Annotated in this window: 20 protein-coding genes and 1 tRNA gene; 3 read left to right on the top strand and 18 right to left on the bottom strand. The window is 39.2% G+C overall.

What is annotated here, in order from left to right; genetic code table 11:
• Positions 1 to 4 precede the first annotated feature (4 nt).
• The 11 genes from BUB87_RS09725 to BUB87_RS09675 form a co-directional block, all read right to left on the bottom strand.
• Positions 5 to 520, bottom strand: coding sequence for a UvrB/UvrC motif-containing protein (locus BUB87_RS09725; RefSeq protein WP_073344734.1), 516 nt, complete (start codon positions 518 to 520; stop codon positions 5 to 7).
• A 29-nt stretch (positions 521 to 549) separates the two neighbouring features.
• Entirely contained in the window at positions 550 to 1,011 is a 462-nt protein-coding gene (locus BUB87_RS09720) for a CtsR family transcriptional regulator (RefSeq protein WP_073344731.1), read from the bottom strand.
• 126 nt (positions 1,012 to 1,137) lie between these two features.
• On the bottom strand, positions 1,138 to 3,153 hold the full coding sequence (gene fusA / locus BUB87_RS09715) for an elongation factor G (protein WP_073344729.1): 2,016 nt from the start codon (positions 3,151 to 3,153) through the stop codon (positions 1,138 to 1,140).
• Between the two features lie 86 nt (positions 3,154 to 3,239).
• The gene (locus tag BUB87_RS09710; protein WP_159432397.1) at positions 3,240 to 4,892 is read right to left on the bottom strand and encodes a sensor domain-containing diguanylate cyclase; all 1,653 of its coding nucleotides are present in this window, start codon (positions 4,890 to 4,892) and stop codon (positions 3,240 to 3,242) included.
• Positions 4,893 to 5,013: 121 nt separating this feature from the next.
• Entirely contained in the window at positions 5,014 to 5,757 is a 744-nt protein-coding gene (locus tag BUB87_RS09705) for an energy-coupling factor ABC transporter ATP-binding protein (protein WP_073344724.1), read from the bottom strand.
• Positions 5,754 to 6,575, bottom strand: coding sequence for a cobalt ECF transporter T component CbiQ (cbiQ, locus tag BUB87_RS09700; protein WP_073344721.1), 822 nt, complete (start codon positions 6,573 to 6,575; stop codon positions 5,754 to 5,756). The genes BUB87_RS09705 and cbiQ overlap by 4 nt, the downstream gene beginning before the upstream one ends.
• Positions 6,544 to 6,873 carry a PDGLE domain-containing protein gene (locus BUB87_RS09695; RefSeq protein WP_073344718.1) on the bottom strand — a complete coding sequence of 110 codons (330 nt, stop codon included), beginning with the start codon at positions 6,871 to 6,873 and terminating at the stop codon, positions 6,544 to 6,546. Before BUB87_RS09695 ends, cbiQ begins: the two co-directional genes overlap by 32 nt.
• Positions 6,870 to 7,562: a cobalt transporter CbiM gene (gene cbiM, locus BUB87_RS09690; RefSeq protein WP_073344715.1), complete on the bottom strand. Its 693-nt coding sequence runs from the start codon at positions 7,560 to 7,562 to the stop codon at positions 6,870 to 6,872. Before cbiM ends, BUB87_RS09695 begins: the two co-directional genes overlap by 4 nt.
• A gap of 12 nt (positions 7,563 to 7,574) precedes the next feature.
• Positions 7,575 to 8,000 carry a nickel-responsive transcriptional regulator NikR gene (gene nikR, locus BUB87_RS09685; RefSeq protein ID WP_143156666.1) on the bottom strand — a complete coding sequence of 142 codons (426 nt, stop codon included), beginning with the start codon at positions 7,998 to 8,000 and terminating at the stop codon, positions 7,575 to 7,577.
• Between the two features lie 164 nt (positions 8,001 to 8,164).
• On the bottom strand, positions 8,165 to 11,602 hold the full coding sequence (locus BUB87_RS09680; RefSeq protein ID WP_073344712.1) for a TSCPD domain-containing protein: 3,438 nt from the start codon (positions 11,600 to 11,602) through the stop codon (positions 8,165 to 8,167).
• A gap of 30 nt (positions 11,603 to 11,632) precedes the next feature.
• Positions 11,633 to 13,012, bottom strand: coding sequence for an aspartate aminotransferase family protein (locus BUB87_RS09675; protein WP_073344710.1), 1,380 nt, complete (start codon positions 13,010 to 13,012; stop codon positions 11,633 to 11,635).
• Positions 13,013 to 13,201: 189 nt separating this feature from the next.
• Here BUB87_RS09675 and BUB87_RS09670 point away from each other — a divergent pair, with 189 nt between their 5' ends.
• The gene (locus BUB87_RS09670) at positions 13,202 to 13,390 is read left to right on the top strand and encodes a hypothetical protein (RefSeq protein ID WP_073344707.1); all 189 of its coding nucleotides are present in this window, start codon (positions 13,202 to 13,204) and stop codon (positions 13,388 to 13,390) included.
• 14 nt (positions 13,391 to 13,404) lie between these two features.
• On the opposite strand, the gene BUB87_RS09665 is transcribed toward BUB87_RS09670, so the two are convergent.
• Together BUB87_RS09665 and BUB87_RS09660 are read right to left on the bottom strand one after the other, a co-directional pair.
• Positions 13,405 to 14,025, bottom strand: a complete 621-nt coding sequence (locus BUB87_RS09665) for a cyclase family protein (RefSeq protein ID WP_073344704.1) — start codon at positions 14,023 to 14,025, stop codon at positions 13,405 to 13,407.
• A gap of 5 nt (positions 14,026 to 14,030) precedes the next feature.
• Positions 14,031 to 15,248 (bottom strand): FprA family A-type flavoprotein, encoded by a 1,218-nt coding sequence (locus BUB87_RS09660; RefSeq protein WP_200792799.1) that lies wholly within the window; start codon positions 15,246 to 15,248, stop codon positions 14,031 to 14,033.
• A 194-nt stretch (positions 15,249 to 15,442) separates the two neighbouring features.
• On the opposite strand from BUB87_RS09660, the gene helD reads away from it, so the two are divergent.
• Together helD and rd are read left to right on the top strand one after the other, a co-directional pair.
• Complete coding sequence (gene helD / locus BUB87_RS09655; RefSeq protein ID WP_073344699.1) at positions 15,443 to 17,704, top strand: RNA polymerase recycling motor HelD; 2,262 nt, start codon at positions 15,443 to 15,445, stop codon at positions 17,702 to 17,704.
• 46 nt (positions 17,705 to 17,750) lie between these two features.
• Positions 17,751 to 17,915 (top strand): rubredoxin, encoded by a 165-nt coding sequence (gene rd, locus BUB87_RS09650; RefSeq protein WP_073344696.1) that lies wholly within the window; start codon positions 17,751 to 17,753, stop codon positions 17,913 to 17,915.
• A gap of 70 nt (positions 17,916 to 17,985) precedes the next feature.
• Here the strand turns inward: rd and BUB87_RS09645 are convergent, their stop codons facing one another.
• The 5 genes from BUB87_RS09645 to BUB87_RS09625 all read right to left on the bottom strand — a co-directional run bounded on the left by BUB87_RS09645 (position 17,986) and on the right by BUB87_RS09625 (position 22,624).
• The gene (locus tag BUB87_RS09645; protein WP_073344694.1) at positions 17,986 to 18,609 is read right to left on the bottom strand and encodes a lytic transglycosylase domain-containing protein; all 624 of its coding nucleotides are present in this window, start codon (positions 18,607 to 18,609) and stop codon (positions 17,986 to 17,988) included.
• Between the two features lie 15 nt (positions 18,610 to 18,624).
• The gene (locus BUB87_RS09640) at positions 18,625 to 19,803 is read right to left on the bottom strand and encodes a GNAT family N-acetyltransferase (RefSeq protein ID WP_073344691.1); all 1,179 of its coding nucleotides are present in this window, start codon (positions 19,801 to 19,803) and stop codon (positions 18,625 to 18,627) included.
• 152 nt (positions 19,804 to 19,955) lie between these two features.
• Positions 19,956 to 21,887, bottom strand: coding sequence for a PD40 domain-containing protein (locus tag BUB87_RS09635; RefSeq protein WP_073344689.1), 1,932 nt, complete (start codon positions 21,885 to 21,887; stop codon positions 19,956 to 19,958).
• Between the two features lie 2 nt (positions 21,888 to 21,889).
• The gene (locus BUB87_RS09630) at positions 21,890 to 22,378 is read right to left on the bottom strand and encodes an RNA polymerase sigma factor (RefSeq protein ID WP_073344686.1); all 489 of its coding nucleotides are present in this window, start codon (positions 22,376 to 22,378) and stop codon (positions 21,890 to 21,892) included.
• Positions 22,379 to 22,552: 174 nt separating this feature from the next.
• Positions 22,553 to 22,624: transfer RNA gene (locus tag BUB87_RS09625), tRNA-Asn, on the bottom strand.
• Between the last annotated feature and the right edge of the window lie 23 nt (positions 22,625 to 22,647).

Here is a 22,647-nt window from a genome sequence, read left to right as displayed (position 1 = left end):
TATCTCACCTCCCTAATTTTTTCTCCAATTCTTTAATCTGGTCTCTCAGTCTAGCGGCTTCCTCGTAGGCTTCTCTTCTTACCGCATCATTTAGCTGCTCTCTAAGCCTTTCAATCTGTCGCTCAATACGCAAATTCCCGCCAGCCCTTTTAGGCACCTTCCCCTTATGCAGGTTGTGGCCGTGTATTTTCCTTACAAGCGGCATCAATCTATCCCTGAACACATTATAGCAACGCGCACAACCTAATCGCCCCGTCTTTTTAAAGTCTTCATAGGTGCTGTTACAAAAACTGCATTTTACGCTCTGGATCATGTAATCATCAGCCGTATAATCCATCAGTCCTGAAAGAAGATTATCTATGGAGAAAAATGAACCAAACGGCAAAGTGAAGGGTTCAAAATTCAACTGGCCTGTCTCTCTAGCACATTCTTCGCACAGATGCATTTCAGTTTTTTGCCCGTTGATTATCTGAGTATAATGAACCGTCGCAGGCCTTTTTTGACACCTTTCACATATCATTTTAAATACCTCCTTTTCTTTTCTCAACATCAACTATTTAAAACCGCTAACAACATAGCCTTGAACAAACTGGCACGTACAATATTGCGCAGTTCCGGGTCCAATCCTATAATCCTATCCGATAGTGCAGATTTCATGATCAAAAATTCCCTTTCTTTTATAAACCCATCTCTATAAAGGGCATTTAGATAAGCATATGCGTCTCCTTGAGAGATGCTGCTGCCTATACCTTCTGTTATTATGTCTTTTATATATTCTTTCTCATCTATGTTCAATTTAATTATTCTTATGCAACCGCCACCACCTCTGCGACTTTCGATGTAATAACCCAGCTCTGGCGTAAACCGCGTCTCCAGCACATAGTTTATCTGAGATGGAGTACACTGAAATTTGCTCGCCAGCTCATTTCTTCTTATCTCTACAATGCCGTTTTGCGCTTCATCTATCAACTTTTTTATAAACATCTCTATAACGTCGCTTATCCTGGCCATGTACTCACCTCTTTATCTTTGACTTTCTTTGACTTTCGATTATAGTATATATTACCATATTTATTTTGTCAATAGGTTTTTAAAAAATTTTTTATAAAAATAGCGGGGAATGCTATCCCCACTATTTTATGCTTCCTTAGCCAACTTTGTTTCTTCTATTATCTTCTGAGCCAATTGCGGCGGCATCTCCTCGTATCTCTCAAACCTCATAGTAAAAGTACCCCTTGCGTGAGTTAATGATCTCAAATCTGTTGCATACCTGAACATCTCTGCCTCAGGCACCTCTGCTGTTATGACCTGCAAGCGGCCTTCGGGTTGCATGCCCAATATCCTTCCTCTGCGCTTGTTTAAATCACCTATCACATCGCCCATATACTCTTCAGGGACCGTAACCTCTACGTGCAGTATCGGTTCAAGCATAACAGGATCGGCCTGTTGCATGCCTTTTTTAAAGGCCAGCGATGCCGCAACTTTAAACGCCATTTCCGATGAATCCACAGGATGATAAGATCCATCCACCAATGTAGCTTTTATGTTAACAACAGGATAGCCAGCTAATATACCCTCTTTCATGCATTCCCTCAAACCCTTTTCCACAGCAGGGATAAATTGCTTTGGCACAGCTCCCCCAAAGATCTTATCCACAAATTCAAAGTCCTTATCATGCAATGGCTCAAACTCTATCCAGACATGTCCATACTGGCCATGGCCACCTGTTTGCTTTTTATGTTTGCCCTCTACTTTAGCATGGCCTTTAATAGTCTCTCTATACGCCACCTTAGGCACAGTCAACTGGCATCCTATTCCAAATTTCGTCATCAGCTTTTTAACAATCACCTCAAGGTGCACTTCCCCATACCCGTATAAGAGGAACTGCCCTGTTTCATTGTTTTTAATCACCTTAAACGTAGGATCTTCCTCGTTTAATCTCAAAAGCCCATTGCTTATCTTCTCTTCATCACCTTCAGACTGAGGTTCAATAGCCATAGCCAGATTGGGCTCGGGATACGATATTTTATCGTAAACCACGCTCCTCTTAGGGTCACATAGAGTATCTCCTGTAGATGTGCTGGCCAATTTGGCCACACCTCCAATATCACCACAAAGCAGCCTATCAACAGGTATCTGCTTTTTACCCCTTAATACAAAGAGCTGTCCAATTCTTTCTTCAACCTCTTTAGTAGAATTAAGCACAGGAGAGTCTGGTGTCACGGAACCGCTCAAGACTTTAAACAACGATATCTTGCCGACATACGGATCTGCTATGGTTTTAAACACAAACGCTGAAAAAGGATCTGCACTTCTGTCAGCAGGTGTAGGCATATACTCCACAATAGCATCCATGAGAGTCGAAACACCTATATTTTTTAAGGCAGAACCACAAAGTACCGGAAATAATTCCCTTTGTGCCACACCTTTTTTCAAAACCTCTTTTAACTCTTCAACAGAAAGCTGCTCATCGCCAAAGAATTTTTCCAAAAGGCCTTCATCCAATTCAGCAATGTCTTCTATCAATTCCTCTCTGGCCTCTGCTACAGCATCAACCATATCATCCGGTATATTTTCCTGCGCAAATTCACCTTTTTTATTATATATAAAGGCTTTATTTTCCAGCAAATCAACATATCCTTTGAAATCGTCTTCCTGACCTATAGGAAGCTGCAACGCAACAACCTTATTGCCAAACAAATCTTTTAGTTCCTGCAACGTCTTTGAAAAGTCGGCATTTTCCTTATCCATCTTGTTTATAAAAAACATCCCGGGGAGACCTGATTCTTCTAAATGCTTCCACGCGATCTCTGTACCAACCTCTGGCCCCGAGGATGAAACTACCAGTACAGCACCCTCTACAGCCCTCAATGACGCCAGCATTTCTCCCACAAAATCAAAATAACCTGGTGTATCGATCAAATTTATCTTCGCAGTTTTCCACTCCACCGGTATGAGAGATGCCGATATAGAAATAGACCTTGCGATTTCTTCAGGATCAAAGTCAGAAACCGTATTTCCTTCCTCAACTCTGCCCATCCTATCTATTGCTTTTGACACATATAAAGCTGCTTCAGCCAGTGTTGTCTTCCCTGCTCCACTGTGTGATATCAATGCTACATTTCTGATTGCATTATACTCATATGCCTTCATAAAAATCCCCCTTTAATGTTTTGCTATTATAAATATTCTATATTTTTTTATGATTTCCTTCTTTATTTACTTATTTTATATAAGACCTAAATATGCTCATATATAACCACTCGATTGCGTCCCCCGGCCTTGGCCATATACAAAGCCCTGTCAGCATTAGCAATCAATCTCTCAAGGGAATCGGCTTTTGCGGGATACTCACATACACCTGCACTTACCGTAATGTTCAGTTCACCAATCCTTGTATTAAATGGCTTTGATTCTATCTCCACTCTAATCCTCTCAGCGATATTATAAGCCTGTTTCTCATCTACTGCCGGCAATACCACTACAAACTCCTCTCCACCATACCTTGCCACGATATCATCGTTTCTAAGACACATTTTTATACGATTAGCCAATTCTTTTAGCACATCATCGCCGATCAAATGACCATATGTATCATTTACTCGTTTAAAATAGTCTATATCTATCATAATCAAGCTAACATTTAATCCCTCTTTCTTACATATTTCGATAACATCGTTAAGAACATCTGTAAAGTATCTTCTGTTATATAACTTAGTCATAGGGTCCATTATAGATTTTTGCGTCATTTCCCTGTAAAGCTTTGCATTAAAAAGCGCTATAGCTGCCTGTTTTGATATCATGCTGACAATTTTCAAATTATCCTGTGTAAAACTATTTTCGTAATCCTGGAACAAGATAATAGCACCTATCGTTTCCATGTCTTGCTGAAGAGGAACAACCATACACGAATTAAAATCAAAATAATCACAGCAAAAGCCGTTTTTGTCATCCAGACAATCAATGATTGTCGGTTCCTCCATATGCAGTACATATTCCACAAATCGCTTATCCATCATAACTTTCATATCACAATATCTATCTTGATCTCCTATATCCCAGGCAACTATCTCCAAGTCATCCATGTCATTTCTTTTTAAAAAAATCACGATCCCGCTAAAATTGACTACTTCTCTTATGGCGTCAATAATGGCCTCCCCTACCTGATGCACATCCAATCTGGAATTAATAATCGACACCATATTGTACAACGCCTGCAGCTTTTTATTAGCGTACATCAAGTTTGAGAGCGTATGGAAATTATAGGCGAGGAGCAGTATAGCCGCCAACATAGATAAAAAATAAAAAGTCGTCATGTCAAAATATACGTTAGCGATCAAAAGTGCACAAGGTATTGATATAAGCCCTATCAAAGCCTTAAGTTTTTCACTGCCAAAAAAATGATCCAGATGAACATGTCTATTAAACAATACATACTCTACATAGCATAAGATATCCTCTGCAAGCCGATTTGCAATCACAAATGCCAGAATACCTTTTAGTTGTCCACTATAAAACTTACCAATATGAGCGCCTGCCAAATAAAAGGCCATTGCTGATAGCGAATATATTATCGAAACCTTAGATCCATAAAACAAACTTAAAAGCATCTTTCTTTTGTAAACAGCATAATAAACCATAACCCCTATAAAAGCCATAAGCAATGTGGGTACAATGCCGTACATCAAAAACATTGCCAAAGCAAAAACAGAAGTTAGATTAAAGTCTACCCCATCACTTTTAATGCCAAAATGTTCGACTATTATGTATACTATCGTAAAAGCTGCAAAAGCACCGTAGTTCATTTCATCAATGCCGTAAACGAGCAAGAAATAAAAAAGCAACGCATACCCAACGCCCATCACTCCTGCAAAAGCTGATTTATTCTTCAAATTCAATCCTTCCCCCAAAAAATCAAGAATTTTAATATCTATTTCTATTATATTATACATAATAGTCACAATATGTCCATAACAAAAAAAGCGCCTTTTTGGCGCTTTTGTATAAAAGAATTTATACCAGATTTACAGAGGCTAAAAGTTCCTCATCTAAAAATACCTTATCAGGAACTCCTACAAATTCTATACGATGTCCTTCATTCATTATGACAACCCTATCTGATAATATCTTTTCCACATCCAGATCATGGGTTGCAATAATTATAGTAGTCCCTTTTCGATTCAATTCTAATAATTTATTTACAAGCCATTTTTTTGATCTAGGGTCAAGGCCGTTGGTAGGTTCATCCAATAACAACACCTCGGGATTTATAGCCATAACCGACGCCAGCGCCACTTTTTTCTTTTCGCCGCCACTCAACCTGTGTGGTGGCCTGTCCTTTAAATCCCATATACCAAAGTCCTTCAAAATACCGTTCACTTTCTCCCGAACATCCTCTGGCTTCTCATTTAACTGAAGGGGGCCAAAAGCCACTTCATCATATACGCTGGGAGAAAACAGCTGCACATCTGAATCCTGAAACACCAGACCCACTCTTTTCCTGAATTCATATGGACTTTTATTTAGCTCCTTTTCACTTATGACCTTACCAAATGCCACAAATTCCCCTTTGCTGGGGAAAAGCAAACCATCCATTATCTTCATGAGTGTAGATTTGCCACAGCCATTAGCCCCTAGTATGACTATTTTTTCACCCCTTTTTATTTCCAGGCTTACATCCACAAGCGCTGGAATAGAACCTGCATAAAAATAAGAAACATTCTTTAGTTCGAAAATAATATCAACAGTATCTTTCAAAATATACCCCCTTCCACAGCAGCTATAGCTACAAACACTGCATTAAATACCAGCCACAGATAATCCCATTTCTTTAACTTAAAATGACTTATAGTTTTTATCTCCCCATGGTAACCCCTCGCCACCATGGCATCGTACACATCATTGCTGAGATCTCCCGATCTGATCAAAAGGTATCCTATCGAGCTGGCTACAAATCGCCTACCCTCTTTCCCGTCTATATTTTTTATCGACCTGCTCTTCCTTGCCAAAAACATATTGGACGCAAGCTCCAAAAATAAAAAAATATACCTGTTGGTCATCTCCAGCACCGATGCAAATACATCTGGTATTCCCACAGAGCGCAAGGCTTTCATTAAATCAAGCCACCTGGTAGTAACCGTAATCAGATAGATAAATGAAAGAGATATAAAAGACCTCATCATAAAAAAGATAGCTCTGATAACTCCTTCATCAGTTATATACAACCATTTACCCAAATGCAGAAAGGGTCTGCCTCCGGATACCACATTAAAAAGAGACGGTATCAGCACAATACCGCCAAATAATATGGAAACAGTAGATACTCGCAAAATGTATTTCATATAATTTATTCTAGACAGAGCCGCCAGCACCAAGGTATACAGAAAAAACATCCCAAGCCCGTAAAAATTTTTACATAAATTAGCAAACACGACTAAAATAAGCGCCGATATAAGCTTGACTCTTGGGTCAAAAGCCTGCATAATTCCTTTTTTTGATGCACTCAAGTCTGTATAATATAGGTCCTCGAAAATCAAATGAATATCATTGATGGTCTTCTCTACGAAATTCCCCATTCTTAACCATAACCCTTTCAAAAATCTTATATACAATAAATATTATCCCAATTCCTACAATCGCAGAAAATATATACCCCAGAGAAAGCTGGAAAAAATTTTTATCAAAACCCGGCAGGCTATAATCGGGTAAAATTGCTTTGACGATCTCCGAAAATTGCTTCATCCCCGCAGGCACAAAGCCAATTTTGCTCTTTATTTCTTCAAGTCCCCATTCTCCCCACGCTGTGCCAGGTGCCAACAACCCCAGAGGGGTCAAAAGTAAAATGACAACTGCTGCAATAATAAATTTTTTCACTTTTCAACACCCCTCAGCCTGTTAGAAAATCTGTACAATATATTTTCTTCTCCAACCCTTTTGAGATAAAATACTACCAATCCTGTCACCGCTGCTTCTACAAAGCCTGCAACCGTGAGGTGGGCAAACATAATCGCAGGAACCGAGAGCTTAAGTCCATAAGGAAAATATAAAGGTGCTCCATTAGCCGTATGAAAGAGTAACGGTTGTATGCCCAATTCTACCGCCGTAGCTAATGCAGCCGCATTTATGCTCACATAGGCACCTATAGCCGATGCAATGATATTGTTGCCTTTTACTTTTAGCACCATTCTGTACACGGCATACCCAACAAAAGGCGCAATAAAAGCTATATTGAAACTATTGGCACCTATAGCCAGAATGCCCCCGTCTCCAAATATCAAAGCCTGAATGACAAGTGCAATGGTGAGCGCTATACTAGCAGCCCACGGACCCATTACAATGGCCAACAGCGTAGCGCCCACAGCATGCGCGGTAGTGCCGTCTGGAATAGGCACATTGAACATCATAATAGTAAATGCAAAAGCAGAGCCTATAGCCATCATAGGTACGTCTTTTTGGTCAAATGTCTCCCGTACCTTTTTAGTCGCCTTTGCCCACACAGGAATCATAGCTGTTCCCATAACCGCACATGTCTGTGGACTCAAATACCCGTCCGGAATATGCATAAAAATCCCCCTTTACAAGTTTTCCCCTGTAGTAGTCATGGTCAACTTGCCATGTTTTACCCCTTTTGTACTTATAAGCCGATCAGCTATCATCCTGATTTTAGCCGCAGTACCCCTTACAACCATAACTTCAAGGCAATTGTGGGCATCCAGATGAACGTGCATCGTAGATATGATATTTTTATAAAAACCATGCTGTATATCAACTAATTTGTCACTTAAATCTCTCACCTCATGGTTATAAATAAGTGTTATGGTTCCAACAGTCTCTACGTCATCAGCATGCCACTGATTTTCAACTATGTAGTCCCTTATGAGATCCCTTATAGCTTCAGACCTGTTGTTGTAGTTTTTGCTTTTTATAAGGTTATCAAACTGCTCCAGTAATTTAGCATCCATAGATACGCCAAATCGTACGATATCCTCCAGGCCCACCACTCCCTTCGTGTTATTTTTATAAAAATTGTAACACCAAATGCTTCCCCTGTCAAGAAAATGTGTCAAGGAACTTTGATCACATTCACAATATTATAAATAGGGTGCTTCCGAAAAAATTCAATTGCATCGGCAAGTGACTTTGGGGGATTCAATAATAAAGGCACTCAATGACACTTTGAATATCCACAATTTCTGCAGATCACACACCCTTCTTCATGTTCCATTGACGCTCCACATTCCGGACATTTTGTCATAAATCTATCGCTGGGTTCATCCTCAAAATCTTTTAACGTTGAAGGCCCCACATCAACATCTCCATCATCCATATCAAAAGCTATCTCATCTATTTGGTCACCTTTTTTAAAAGCCTCACGATCTCTGAGCATGATAACTTTCTCAATGACCTTAGCAATTGCATCAGGGCATGAAAGCACCTTAATATTTTTATCCCTTTCTTTTTGTCTTATGGTCGAATGACACCTTATGCCCTTTAGCTGGCCTACTATTTCCTTTACATCCATACCCGAGCGCAAAGCAATAGAAACCAATCTGCTGGTAGCTTCCGATTGAGATGGGCATCCGCCAGCTCTTCCTAGATTTGTAAACACCTCGCATATGCCTTTATCGTCGTAATTTACAGTGACATATAGATTTCCACAACCTATCCTTACCTTTTCCGTATATCCCATCGTCATCTCCGGCCTCGGGCGCGGAACGATTTTTCTACTTTCTCCTGTTTTTGTAATACTATCCTCTCTTTCCGTCTTACTGGTTCCCACGTTTATAACTTGAGCATCCCTGCTACCATCTCTGTATATAGTAACGCCTTTGCACCCAAGCTCATAGGCCAGCATATACACTTCTCTGACATCATCCCTGCTTGCGTCATGCCTGAAATTTACTGTCTTGGATACGGCGTTATCTGTATGGGACTGAAATGTCGCCTGCATCTTTACATGCCAGAACGGATCAATATCGTGAGCCGTCACGAACACCCTCTTTATATCATCTGGAATTTCTTTTATATCCTTTAGCGTGCCTTTTTTTACCACCTTTTCCATAAGACTTTCAGAATAAAGTCCCCTTTTGAGCAATGCTTCTTTAAAAAGAGGATTTACTTCCACCAGGTGTTGATTGTCCAGTACATTCCTGACAAATGCTACTGCAAATAAAGGCTCAATACCACTGGATACCCCTGCAATTATACTTATACTGCCCGTAGGCGCTATAGTAGTAGTCGTGGCATTTCGCAATTTAATGCCTCTATGCTTGTATACGCTCTTGTCATAAAAGGGAAATACCCCTCTTTTCTCCGCCAGCTCTGCTGATGCCTCTTTGGATTTTTCATCAATAAACTTCATTACCATATCAGCTGTCTGTATTCCTTCTTCAGAATTATAAGGTATTCCCAATTTTATGAGCATATCAGCAAATCCCATTACGCCCAAACCTATTTTGCGGGTTCCCTTGGTCATTTTTTCTATAACAGGCAGCGGGTATTTATTTACATCTATTACATTGTCTAAAAACCTAACAGCCAGTTTTACGGTTTTTTCAAGTTTATCATAATCTATGGCATATTTATCCCCTGATGGCTTTAACATGTTGGCTAGATTTATGGAACCCAAATTGCAGCTTTCATAGGGTAAAAGTGGCTGCTCACCACAATTGTGGGCATAAATCCCATTGGCATCGAAAGCGTTGATGCCGGGAACTTGAACATCGTATACTTCTTCTACCCCATCGTCCTCCACAGACCAAACGGTTGCTACAAACCTTTCACGATTCATTTTACGCCGGTAACCTGTCAGCAGAATGCTGAGTTTCTGAGCTTTTTCCTTGTCGCCAAAACCAATTCGTTCTGCAAAAAGAGACAAATTATCTCCCGTGATAACCAGTTCATGCTGTGCCTTTATATTATATTCACGTTTACCCCCTTTGCCATCTGGCATGGACCTCTTGCCGGCCGGACGTCGGTCCTTATATATGGTGCTTACAATCCCTAAACGAAGAAGCATACGCTGAACAACCTGCAGGAACTCGAAATCGCTTTGGGCAAGGCGAATGCTAACACCCTTATCCTGATTTCCTTGCACTGAACCATCGCAGTCAAAAAGACCGCGCAAAAAGCCCCGGTAACCGTCTGAGGAAGCCCGTTCTATTTCGGGAGTGATAGTTTTCCTGCCCGGGTGCAAGCCCATGCGCTCAGCCAAAGCTTTGAGACCGGCCAATTTGAGGCGATATTCGCCGCGCGTTTCGATAGGTGACCAGCCCAAAAAATCTGAACGGTGAGGCAATTCCAATGCATAACTTAAGGCCAGATCCATGACAGAAAACGCTCCACTTTTTTGAGGAAAACCGTGGACTACCTGTTCTTTTGCCCAGACTGACAGAACGGCAGTCTCCTTTTTCAGTACCCCATCTCCTACCAGAAGCCCGAGGAGGTACCCTTCACCTTCACTTAACTCACCAGGCCAACCGACCAGTGCCCGGTGGTTATGGAGGAGTATCTGGTCCCCGGGTTTCAACTCTTTTACGGGCACCCACTCAAAACTGATACGGTAGCGTGTCCGATCAGCGACGCGCAAAACCCGATGGTCCGAGGTCAAACGCAGACTATAACCCTCTCGCGTGCACAGCCTTACGATGGGTTTTATCCCCGTGCGGAAAAAACCATCTTTGCCTGACCTATAAGCTATCCCATTGACCACCGCTGCAAAGGGTCGACCTACCAGTTCACGCACCTGGCGCGGGCCTTCACTGGTAGTCACCCAGGTATCCCCTGTCACACATGGGTTGGTTGCCTCTATCTCCCCCAGCTCCGGAACCACATTATCCCTGTTAATTCTGTCAAGGAAGATAATACCAGGTTCACCATTATTCCAAGCCATATCCACGATGAGATCAAATACCTCTCTTGCCCTCAATTTATTCGTAACCTTATTGGTATGGGGATCTACCAGCTCATACTCCTGATCGTGAATAACTGCTTGCATAAATTTCTCTGTTATACCCACACTTATATTGAAATTAGTTATGTCATTGTTGTTCTTTTTACATTGAATAAATTCCAGGATATCCGGGTGGTCAACCCTCAATATACCCATGTTGGCCCCTCTTCTCATTCCCCCTTGTTTTACCGCTTCTGTAGCCGCATTAAATACCTTCATGAAACTAACAGGACCCGATGCGACGCCGCCAGTCGACTTTACTGCCGAACCCTTCGGCCTTATACGTGAAAAGCTAAAACCAGTTCCTCCGCCACTCTTATGTATCAAGGAAGCATCTTTTACCGCATCAAATATCTCCTCCATAGAATCCCCTACTGGTAACACAAAACAGGCCGATAGTTGCCCCAGTGGCCTTCCTGCATTCATAAGCGTAGGAGAATTAGGTAAAAAGTCCATATCGGTCATCATCTTATAGAATTTTTCTTCCAGAGCTTTTATATCAGCTTTCTCATCATATATCTCTTCGGCTTTTGCGATTGTTGAGGCTACCCTCCTGAACAACTCTTCCGGCGTTTCAATAATATTTCCGTCTTCATCTCTGGCTAAATAACGTGTTTTCAATACTTTTAATGCATTCTCTGTTAATTTCATTTTTTTGCCCCCTGTACTATGATTTTGTATTTATCTTTTAAACAGTGATCCTATTACCGTCCTTGTACTCTTTAACGTAAGACCCAAAAACGATCTGTTTTTCTCAAGTATGCTATCAATGGCATCTATAACCGCATCTATATGTTTTTTCTCTACAATTAAAGGTGGCTCTAACCTTATCACATTGGGATTGTTAAGGGTGTAAGCCGTAATTATGCGATATTCATTTTGTAACTGCCCTGCTACCAACGAACCCAAGTATTCATAAGAGAGTTTGCCCAGCAATCCCCCTGTTATTTTATTTGCAAAGCCCTCAGGCTGGTTAAATTCTATACCTACCATAAGCCCTTTGCCTCTTATATCTTTTATAAGCGGGTGTTTATCCTTAAGTGCTTTTAAGCCTTCCAGCATATAATTCCCCATTTTTTCCGCATTTACCGCCAATCCCTTATCCATTATAGCCTTTATCGCTGCAATGCCAGCAGCCATTGCCCACGTATTACCACCAAATGTAGAAGTATGCAATAAAGCTTTATCCATGCTTCCATACGCCTTTTTCCATATCTCATCAGTAGTTATATAGGCCCCTACGGGCATTATTCCACCGCCCAGAGATTTAGCAAGACACATGATATCAGGTGCCACATTCTCATGTTCACAAGCAAACATCTTTCCAGTTCTTCCAAGGCCTGTCTGAACCTCATCGACTATCATATAAGCATCGTATCTGGTACAGAGCTCTCTTACACCTTTTAAATATCCTTCCGGCGGAACAATTATGCCGCCTTCGCCCTGTATAGGCTCTACTATAAATGCAGCCACATCTCTGGCTTTAAGCTTGTCCTCCAGTGCATTTAAGTCGCCATATGGTACGCTCTCACAGTTGGGCACAAGAGGTAAAAAAGGTTTCTGATACTTTTCTCTACCTGTAACAGATAAAGCTCCTGCCGATTTGCCGTGGAAAGAACCCTGACAGTATATAATCCTGTTCTTACCGCTGGCAATCTTGGCCAGCTTTAATGCACCTTCAACTGCCTCCGCACCGCTATTGCAAAAGAACGATCTTTTCAAATCACCCGGCGTAATTTGAGCCAGGTTGTAAGCCAGCACACCAGGCAAATTCCCTATAGCTGCCTGCAATATATTGGGCAACCCTCTTACCTTATCTATAGCCTCTATGACCTCAGGAGGATTATGCCCAAGGTTTAATGCACCATATCCACCTAAAAAATCATAATATTCGTTGCCATCGCTATCCCATACTGACACGCCCTCGGCTTTTACAAAATGCTTATCAAAATTCAACAATGACAGCATGCTCACAAAACTGGAATTGACATATTCGCTGTAATTTTCTTTTATGGAATTTCTATTTAAAGTCAACGCCTGCTCTAATGTGATGTATTTCATCTAATCACTCCCAATCAACAGATTTATCTCCATTATACAACCCCTTGCAGCATAATACAATAAATACCTTACAATAGCTTCAATTCGCAATTTGCACTATTTACAAATAGGTTGCTTCCGAAAAAGTACAATAGCACAATAATACATATTAAACAGCATTTGTACAAAAATATATAAGGGGTGCTTAATATGGCCATAAGGTTGAGCAAATTCACCAACATCAAAGGTAAACAAGTAGAATTTGCAGCGGATAACATCACCTTTGACGATAGGCACTTTGCCCGCGAGGCAAGGTCCCAAAAAGCTCAACTGCAAAGCGTTCATAAGCATGGCACTAACAAAGGAGTTAAAGTACCCATCCACAAAAAAACAACCTGAGGAGTAGCATTTCACTACTCCTCTATCAATATAGCCCTGGCAGGCGCTCCGTCCCCTTTTTCTATCTTCAAAGGCAAACATATAAATTTATATTTTCCGGGTTTAACGTCGTTCAAATACAATCCTTCTACTATGACTATTCCATGGCTTAACAGCAACCTGTGCACATATCCTCCTCCATGATATTCTTCGATGGACAGGTAGTCAATGCCTATAGTTTTTGCCCCTTTATCAATCAGATACTGAGCGCCTTCAAGCCCCAGTGAGGTAAAATCCTTATAGAATCCCTGTTCCTTCCAGTATCGCGTATTATCCGTCTTAAATAGCACGATATCCCCTTGCTCTATGTCAAAATTTTTGAGATGTTCAGGGCCAATCTTCTTCACCCCGTAAACCTCAAACACCTTAGCATCTCCCACAAGTTTGGATAGCTCTATCTCGTCTACAGTAGCCCCATCCTGAACAAAATGAAACGGCGGATCTACGTGAGTACCTGTATGAGTACCTAAGCACATAAGGGAAACATTGGCCCCATTTACATCTATGGACTTCACGCGCTTGAATTCTGGCGCCGGATCTCCAGCGAAGACGTGCATTCCCATGGACAGTGGCACAGATATATCGTGTATAATCACACTAGTCACTCTCCTAAATTTGATGAGGATTCTGACAACACTTGCTTAACAAATTGTTTTCCAAACTCTCTACACTTATCAATGTCATCAGTGGACGGCTTAAAATTGATCCTGATACCAGGCTGTATCACTTTGAATTTAAGCTGCTTCAACCTCTCTTCCATCATTGGAACGGCCTCTCCACTCCACCCGAACGAACCAAAAGCGGCTGCATATTTACCTTTACAGACAAGGGGATTTAAGGATGTTAACATATCCCATATGGGTTTTACTACGTCGCCGTTTATGGTGGGGGATCCTACCAATACTCCCGATGCCTTGAGGATATCTGATATAACCTGACTTCTATCACTATTCAAGATATTGTAAACCTTTATGTTGACGCCTCCCTCACCTTGCATGCCTTCTACAATCGCATCCGCAATCTTGGCTGTATAGGTATATGCCGAAGCATAAACCACTACTATATCCTTTAAATTGCTAAAATCATCGCTCCATTCTTTATATTTGTCCACATAAAACCAAGGCCTTTCCCTTAAAATAGGTCCATGGCTCGGCGCTATGATATCTATATCCAACCCTTTTATTTTGTCGATGGCTTCCAGTATTTTAGGCTTAAAAGGTGACATGATGCTTTCATAATAATATTTAAACTCGTCAAAATATTCACCTGAAGTATCGTTAAACATATTGCCATCTTTATCCTCTGGGCAATAATGGGCACCAAAAGCATCACAGGTAAACAATATTTTATCTTCTCTTAGATAAGTAAACATGGTATCAGGCCAGTGCAAAAATGGCGCCATAATAAACTCCAGTGTCTTGCCACCCAGATCTATAGTATCGCCCTGCTTTACTATTTGTGACTTAAATTCTTTATTTGTAATACCTCTAGCAAATTGTATAGCCGAGCGAGAACCAACCACTATGGCCTCAGGAACTCTTTCTAATAATTTAGCCAGGGCACCAGAATGGTCTGGCTCTGTATGATTGATTATTATATAATCGATTTTTGCCGGCTCTACCACAGAGGCAATTTTTTCAAAGAACTCATCAAAAAATGGCTCTTTAACAGTATCTATTAAGGCAATTTTTTCTCCCTTTATCAGATATGAGTTGTATGTCGTACCTTTATTCAACGGAAATACTATATCAAAAATCAAAAGGTCTTTATCCATAACACCAACCCAGGTCGTCTCATCTTTTATTTTAAATGCTTTCATCAACACTCCTCCTGTTCAAACGGAAAATAATTATTTGTTAATAATATTATACTACTTTTTATTGCTATGTAAATATATTTTTTAATAATGATTTCAAAAATATTATACCATATTATGGTTTGAAAAAATAGACTGTATTATAACTGATAATTATAGTAATATAATAATAACACCTTATAAAGGAGGACGACGTTATGGACGAAGAACTCAAATTGAAAACCACCATCGAATTAATACAGAAAGAGATCGAAAGATTAAAAAACAAGAGGATAAACGTGTCAAAGAGGTTAATAGAACTTACCAGCAATGAAATGGAAGAATTCCGGGTAAATCCAGAAGATCCATTGAATATAAATCCTTTTAATCACGAATATCTTTTAAACCAAGACCTCTACAGCATCATCACAAAAAAGATAAAGGAGCTCAATATCTTGAAAGATTCGCCGTATTTTGGAAGGGTGGATTTCAATGACCTCCTCCTAAACATAGCGGAATCCATCTACATAGGAAAATTTAGCTTTTTTAGAGAAGAAGACGACGAACCTCTCATCGTAGATTGGCGTTCTCCTGTGGCCAACTTATTCTATGAAGAGAAGATAGGCAGAATGACATACAATGCTCCGGCAGGTCAAATACCTGTCAATGTAACGCTCAAGAGGCAATATCTAATAAAAAACGGCGTACTTATAAATATGTTTGATACAGAACTAAATGTAGACGATGAAATGCTTCAGCTGGTACTTGGAAAAAATGCCGACGATCGCCTGAAAGACATCGTCATGACCATACAAAAAGAGCAAAATGCCGTTATACGCAGGCAACTGGAAAAAAATCTTATTGTGCAGGGTGTAGCAGGCAGCGGAAAAACCAGTATCGCTCTTCATAGAGTAGCGTACCTGCTCTATACCTATAGAGATAAACTAAGAGGTGACGATATACTGGTATTTGGCCCTAACGAACTGTTTTTAGATTATATCTCGGATGTTTTGCCATCTCTAGGCGAGGAAAATATTAAGCAAATGACCTTTGAGCGATTTTGCCGATGGTTTTTAAATACCGACATCAAAGTGCTTAGCCTAAAATATCAGTTTGAAAGGATAATAAAAAACGATATCCCAGAAAAAACAGCAATGATCAAAGATACTGCCCGCTTTAAAGGTTCGATAAAATTTAAAGAGATTATAGATAAATACATCGCATATCTTCAGGATTACTTTTTTGAGTTTGAAGACATAAAGATTAACGATGTTGTTATAATAGACAAAAGCGAATTGACCAATATGTTTAAAAACATGTTCAAACATATGCCCATCGGCAAACGGATAGAGCGAATAAGAATAATAGCCATTGAGCGCCTTAAATCTTTAACATACGATATCATAAATATCCTGAAGAAAGAATACAAAAGAAAATTGCTATCCCTGGATAAAGACGATATTTACTATGAATACAACAAGATAGAGCTAAAAGATAGATATCAGGAAATTATAAAAGAGGTTAAGAGGCAAATATCAGAGCATATAGAAATGATCAACAATATGTGGAGACATGATATCATATCTATATACAGGAAAATGTACGATAGGAATACTCTATCAAGGATTTGTGAGGATCAAGAAGTTGTAGAACTTCTCATCAAAAATTCTGCTGACTTAATCAAAAATAGCGTTTTAGAATACGATGATCTAGCCCCAATAATCTATATAGCCTATAAGATAGAGCAGTTTAGATTAGGCGATGAAATAAAACATGTGGTGATAGACGAAGCACAGGATTTTACACCATTTCAATTCTGCGTTATAAAAGAATTAATAGGTGACAACAGAACCATGACGATTCTCGGCGATCTTTCACAGGGTATATATTCCTACAAAAGCATAAAAAACTGGGATGAGGTGAAAGAAATTCTGGGACCTGAAAAAACCGAATTTTATACCCTTAACAGGAGCTACAGGTCTACAATAGAGATTATGGAATTCACCAAACACATATTGCCCAACAATCTCAGCCCAATGGTAAGATCCGGAGAAAAGCCTTGTGTCATTAAATCAGGCAATAACAGTGCAACAATAAAATCTATATGCGAAAATATAAGGACTTCCATAGAAAAAGGGTTTAAAAGCATAGCCGTTATTTGCAAAACATCTGAAGAAAGTAAATATATTTATGATCAGCTAAAAAACGAAGTCGACATAACATTGATTGACGATGAAAAGGATGACTACACAGGCAAAACCATAGTAATACCGTCATATCTGTCTAAAGGCCTGGAATTCGATGTCGTTATAATACCTGATATCAGTGCCCTTAATTACCAGGACAATGATATTGATCGTACACTATTATATACCGTTATAACCCGTACACTCCACAAGGTATATATGTATTATTCTGGTGAAATCACTCCTATAATAAAAAACATAAAAAACCAGTTATATGATTGCAAAATTATATAATTTCTGTTAAAATATAATTAGTATTAACAGAAAAGGAGTGTTATCAATGAAAAAATGGCAATGCACTGTATGCGGCTACATATATGATCCTGCAAAAGGCGATCCCGATAACGGTATTGCTCCTGGCACAGCTTTTGAGGATCTGCCTGACGATTGGGTATGTCCTGATTGCGGCGTTGGAAAAGATCAATTTGAGGAGATGGACGAATAAAAAATAAAAGCGATAGCAAGGCATTAAGCCTTCTATCGCTTTTATCATATATCATGCAATATTTGATAATTTATACCTTATTGTCAAACTGAGCTTTATACATGAGAACCTTATTTACATAAGTCTTTGTTTCATAAGGATAATTGTCAGCACCATTTTTTTCAACAAAGCCCGGTCCCGCATTATAAGCTGCCAGCGCTTTTTTTACATCCCTGAACCGATCTATAAGCGTTTTTAAATACTTAACCCCACCTTTTATGTTTTCAACCGGATCCATAGGATCTTCCACGCCCAGCTCTCTAGCGGTAGATGGCATAAGTTGCATCATACCGAGAGCTCCTGCTTTAGAAACAGCATGAGGATTAAAATTTGATTCTTGCTTAATTACAGCTTTTACTAGATTTGCATCTATACCATATCGCACCGATATTTGATCTATTACGCTCAATAACTGGGTTTGATCTATATTTTTACCTCCATAGTTATTAGAATACCTATTAGAACCGGTTTCAGATAACTTATCAGTCTGTATTTTTGATGCCAACGACCCTGCCATGGTGTTTAAATCATTTAGAAATTGCTGAATCAAAAAGCCAAAGTCTAAATTCGCATTGTTCTCAACAGCTGGCAAGCCCCTATTATTTTCACCTGATTGGTTTAGATATCTGACCCCATTTACTGCTTCGATATGCATAAGAACCACCTGCTTTTAAAACCCATTATTGTTAAAAGTGTAGGATTTTTTGTACACCTTCTCCATCTGCTCAACAGCTCTAACATCACCGGTCAGTTTTCCCAATTTATAGGCTTCCATAGGTGTTATATAACCTATAAAGATCTGACTAAACGTCTGTATATCACAAAATAGCTCAGGATCGCTGCACTCATTCACATCCACTATTCCATTCTTTAAAGATATATCAAAAGGCAGCTGGTTCCATGGCGCATCTTTATCCTCGACTTTTATCTTAAATCTTCCTGTTGCATCTTCCCCATATCCTCTACTCTTCACAGCCTCTTTAATGTCCACTACCCTGAACATCATTCCCGTATGGATCTCTCTTTTCACCCTGGGATTTGGAAGCAACACATGCAACTTCTCGTCGGTAGCAGTAGACCAGGAAAATTCCCCTATCTGCGATTGATGTGCGTATATAAATGCCAGAAGTCCTTTTAACGCCGACACATCTTCATAAATCATCTCATATATATCCATTCGTCCATTTTTTATAGTGAATATAATGTAGCCTTTTTCATCCCCTTTTTCATCCATGTATATATATGCGTACCTTCCATAGTTGTCGTCCCATGGATGGCTAAGGGTAAATTCTTTCCACAAGCTGTCATCTCTTTTAGCGCTGCCATTATGATTTAACGCGTATTTTGTATAGATCTTATCTAATGCACCTATATCTTCTTGTGTAACAACCCTTAAGCTCCCTATTTTCTTAAAATTCCTTATATGTTCTATGGGAACAGTATAATTTACGCGCTCAAAGCCTAATTCCCAGCCGTATTTCCTATAAAATTCAAAAGAAAAAGGCCCCAACATGGAAACATACTGTCCTCTATCCCTCATCACCTTTAGCCATTCTGTCAGCAATTGCCCGATGCGTCCGCCGTGCCTGCCTTCAGGCATCGAGGAAACAAGTGCCACACCGCCCATCTTCAAAGGTTTTCCCCCGATATAGATTTCAAAAGGAAAAACAACGACCTGAGCCATTAAAGTACCGCTCTCGTCATAATATCCCAATATGTATTCAGACTTTACATACTGTTGTAAAAAATTCTTTATTTTATCTTTTGCATTATGCATCCATGGAAAGCAATACGTCGCAATTGCATGTACCCTATCAAACTCCTCTACAGGCACAAATTTAATCGCCATAATATTCCCCCTCGTTTGTTTGTTCACTTTATATATTCGATTATATCATTTACTAGCGCAAAATAGCAAGGTATAAAGAAAATGTTCGGATAACCAAAAACCAAAAAAAGATAAACTGGCCTGTGATGGAACCAGCTTATCTCTGTTATTTTTTACTGGATGTTCATTTCAGCAGTGAGAGGGTTGTACTCGTAACTTACCGTTTGACCTGCGTTAGATGTGATATCAATTATGAGTTTATCTCCATTCCAGAACTCGGCGGCGATGTTACTAATTTCTACTCCTGTGAACATTGAAGATACTCGGGTCTTTTTGTCTATAGACAGGTCGTATAAATATACTCCGTTTTTTTTCGTTCGCTCGTCAAAAAAGTTCGCCGCTAAATATTTACCACTTTCGTCAACTTTAAGTTCATAAAAGAATCCATTATCCACACTGTCGATCATTTTAAATTCTTTATCATTTAAATTATAAGCTAGGAGCTTTACTTCCGGTTTATTCACTCCCTGCATTGTAAAAATCAGTACACCTGTACGGCTAAATGCTACAGGCCCAAATCTGTAATTGCCATCGGGAATATATTCTTTTGGCACACTATTTTTATCCAATAGTTTTATATCCTTTTGATTTTCTACTTTATACAAAATATCATTTTTGCTTACATATTCTACAGTATTTAAATTCTTTACACTACTTATTATATAGCCGTTGTTAGCAGGCTCCAAATAATATCTAGATTTCTGTATAGAGTAGTAGCTATCCATTGTATAAGCATAACTTAGTTCTGCATCCACATACATTTTTTCGCCTTCGCTACCTGACTTTAAAATTGCGTACGCCACCGGATGGGGATTTGAAATCGTAAGCGATGAAGGAGGATTTTTCATAAGGATTTTTGCAAAATCATCATCCCTTACTATCAACGCTTGTAAATACCTTCTCACCACATCTTCAGCACGGAGTTTTTCTTTACTTAAATCTATTCTCATAAGCTGCATTATATTACCCTTAAAATCCGCATTTGTGTTTTTTAATACAAATATACTATTAGAACTGCTGCTCCATACGGGGTCATAATAAGAATATAACGCTTCAATAGCAATAGATTTCACCTTTTTGTCTTTTACCATATTCTCTTTATTGATATACTTGTTTTCTACATTCATAGTAACCTGCTTTTTAGTCGCAAAACTCTCTACATCTGTCACCCAAATGTTGCTTACATCTTCCACTACTTTTACCCCATCTATTTCTTCCGCATTTGACTGTGTTTTCTCATAGGCTATATAATAGCCGTCGGGGGACACAGCGGGAAATCTTCCACTATCCACAACCTTTTCTTTGTTTTCCTTTAAATCTTTGTATATTATTTTGTTGTCCTTTTCAAATACGATAGCATCTCTCCCCTTTATAAAGGAACCATAAGAGCCATCGGCATATTTAACGGCTTTTAATGTTTTTAAGTCCACTGCATATATTGAAGACTCTTTTACCTCAAAGCCATGGGTTTCTCTTGGCGCATAGACCTTTTTCGTATAAATTATTTTGTTTCTATCGGGAGAGAAAGAAGGGTTCTCATAAAAGGTAGACGTCTCATCCCCTTTTAGCAGCTGTCTTTCTTGACCCGTTTCTAAATCTCTAAGATAAATACTGCCGTTTGACGAAAAAACCAGCTTTGTGCCATCGGCGGAAATACTAACATAATCTGCAGGTCTATCAGATATTTTTTTAAAGCCTTTACTGTTGTACTCAAAAATTCCTTTATCATATAAAGGAATATATATTGTACCATTGTACTCAGCAATTTTGCCGGCGTTTATCTTGCCCATGTTTATAAACGACATCTGGTTCAAAATTTTCAAATCAGCCGCATTGACTTTTTGTATAAGATTATCAGTAAAATTTTTATTGCCAAAAGAATACAATATCATCAATAACAAAGCAGCCGCTGCAACCATAGCCAATAACTTATTTCTCCAGCCATTCTTTTTGAAACTTTTGCGAAGCCTTTTCTTTAACTCATAGTTTACAGGTATTTGCTCTTTTATTTTATTAAGCCCATCCTCTATTCTTTTCTCGTCCACTTTCATCCCTCCAAACAGTTAATAACAAAATTCTTTAATTTTTGAATAATTCTGCTAGATTTCATTTTGACAGCATCTTCAGTTTTATTCAATACCTGTGATATTTCTTTGTGCGTCATACCCGAAAAGTATTTGAGATTTATAATCTCAATCTCTTCTTTAGACAGCCTATAAATTGATTTCTTCAGGCAATTGAGCTCTATCTCTCTAAAGAGCTTACTTTCAAAAATATCAGGGTAAGAGTACTGGGAAATATCATCATCTACCAATAAATCTTTCTTTTTTCTATAAAAGTCCGTAACCGCATTGCGAGCAATTGTAAAAAGCCATGATTTAGAGTTCACTTTTACAGTTTTGTATTTTTCATAAGCCTTTTTAAAAGTGTCACTGACGATGTCATCAGTATCCCAGCTATTACCAACTTTGAAATATATATACCTGTACACATCGTCAAAACAACTTTCGTACAAATCTAAAAAATCATCTTTCACTATTTAACCTCCTTCCGCATATATAGACGTATTAAGGCAAAAAGGGTAACATTGATTTTTAGCAAAAATTTAGGGCAAATAGCTTGACCATAAAACATCTGAAAAAAAATAAAAACTAAGAAAGCATCTCCTGATTTTAAGGAGATGCTTTCTTAGTACTACCAAATATTTTAGCTCCCCAGGTAGGGCTCGAACCTACAACCTACCGGTTAACAGCCGGTTGCTCCACCATTGAGCTACTGGGGAATTTTAGACCTTGAGAGGATAGA

The organism is Caldanaerobius fijiensis DSM 17918 (assembly GCF_900129075.1).
GTDB lineage: Bacteria > Bacillota > Thermoanaerobacteria > Thermoanaerobacterales > Caldanaerobiaceae > Caldanaerobius > Caldanaerobius fijiensis.
Note: the sequence above shows the minus strand (reverse complement) of the source record. Positions and strands in the feature narration are given on the sequence as shown.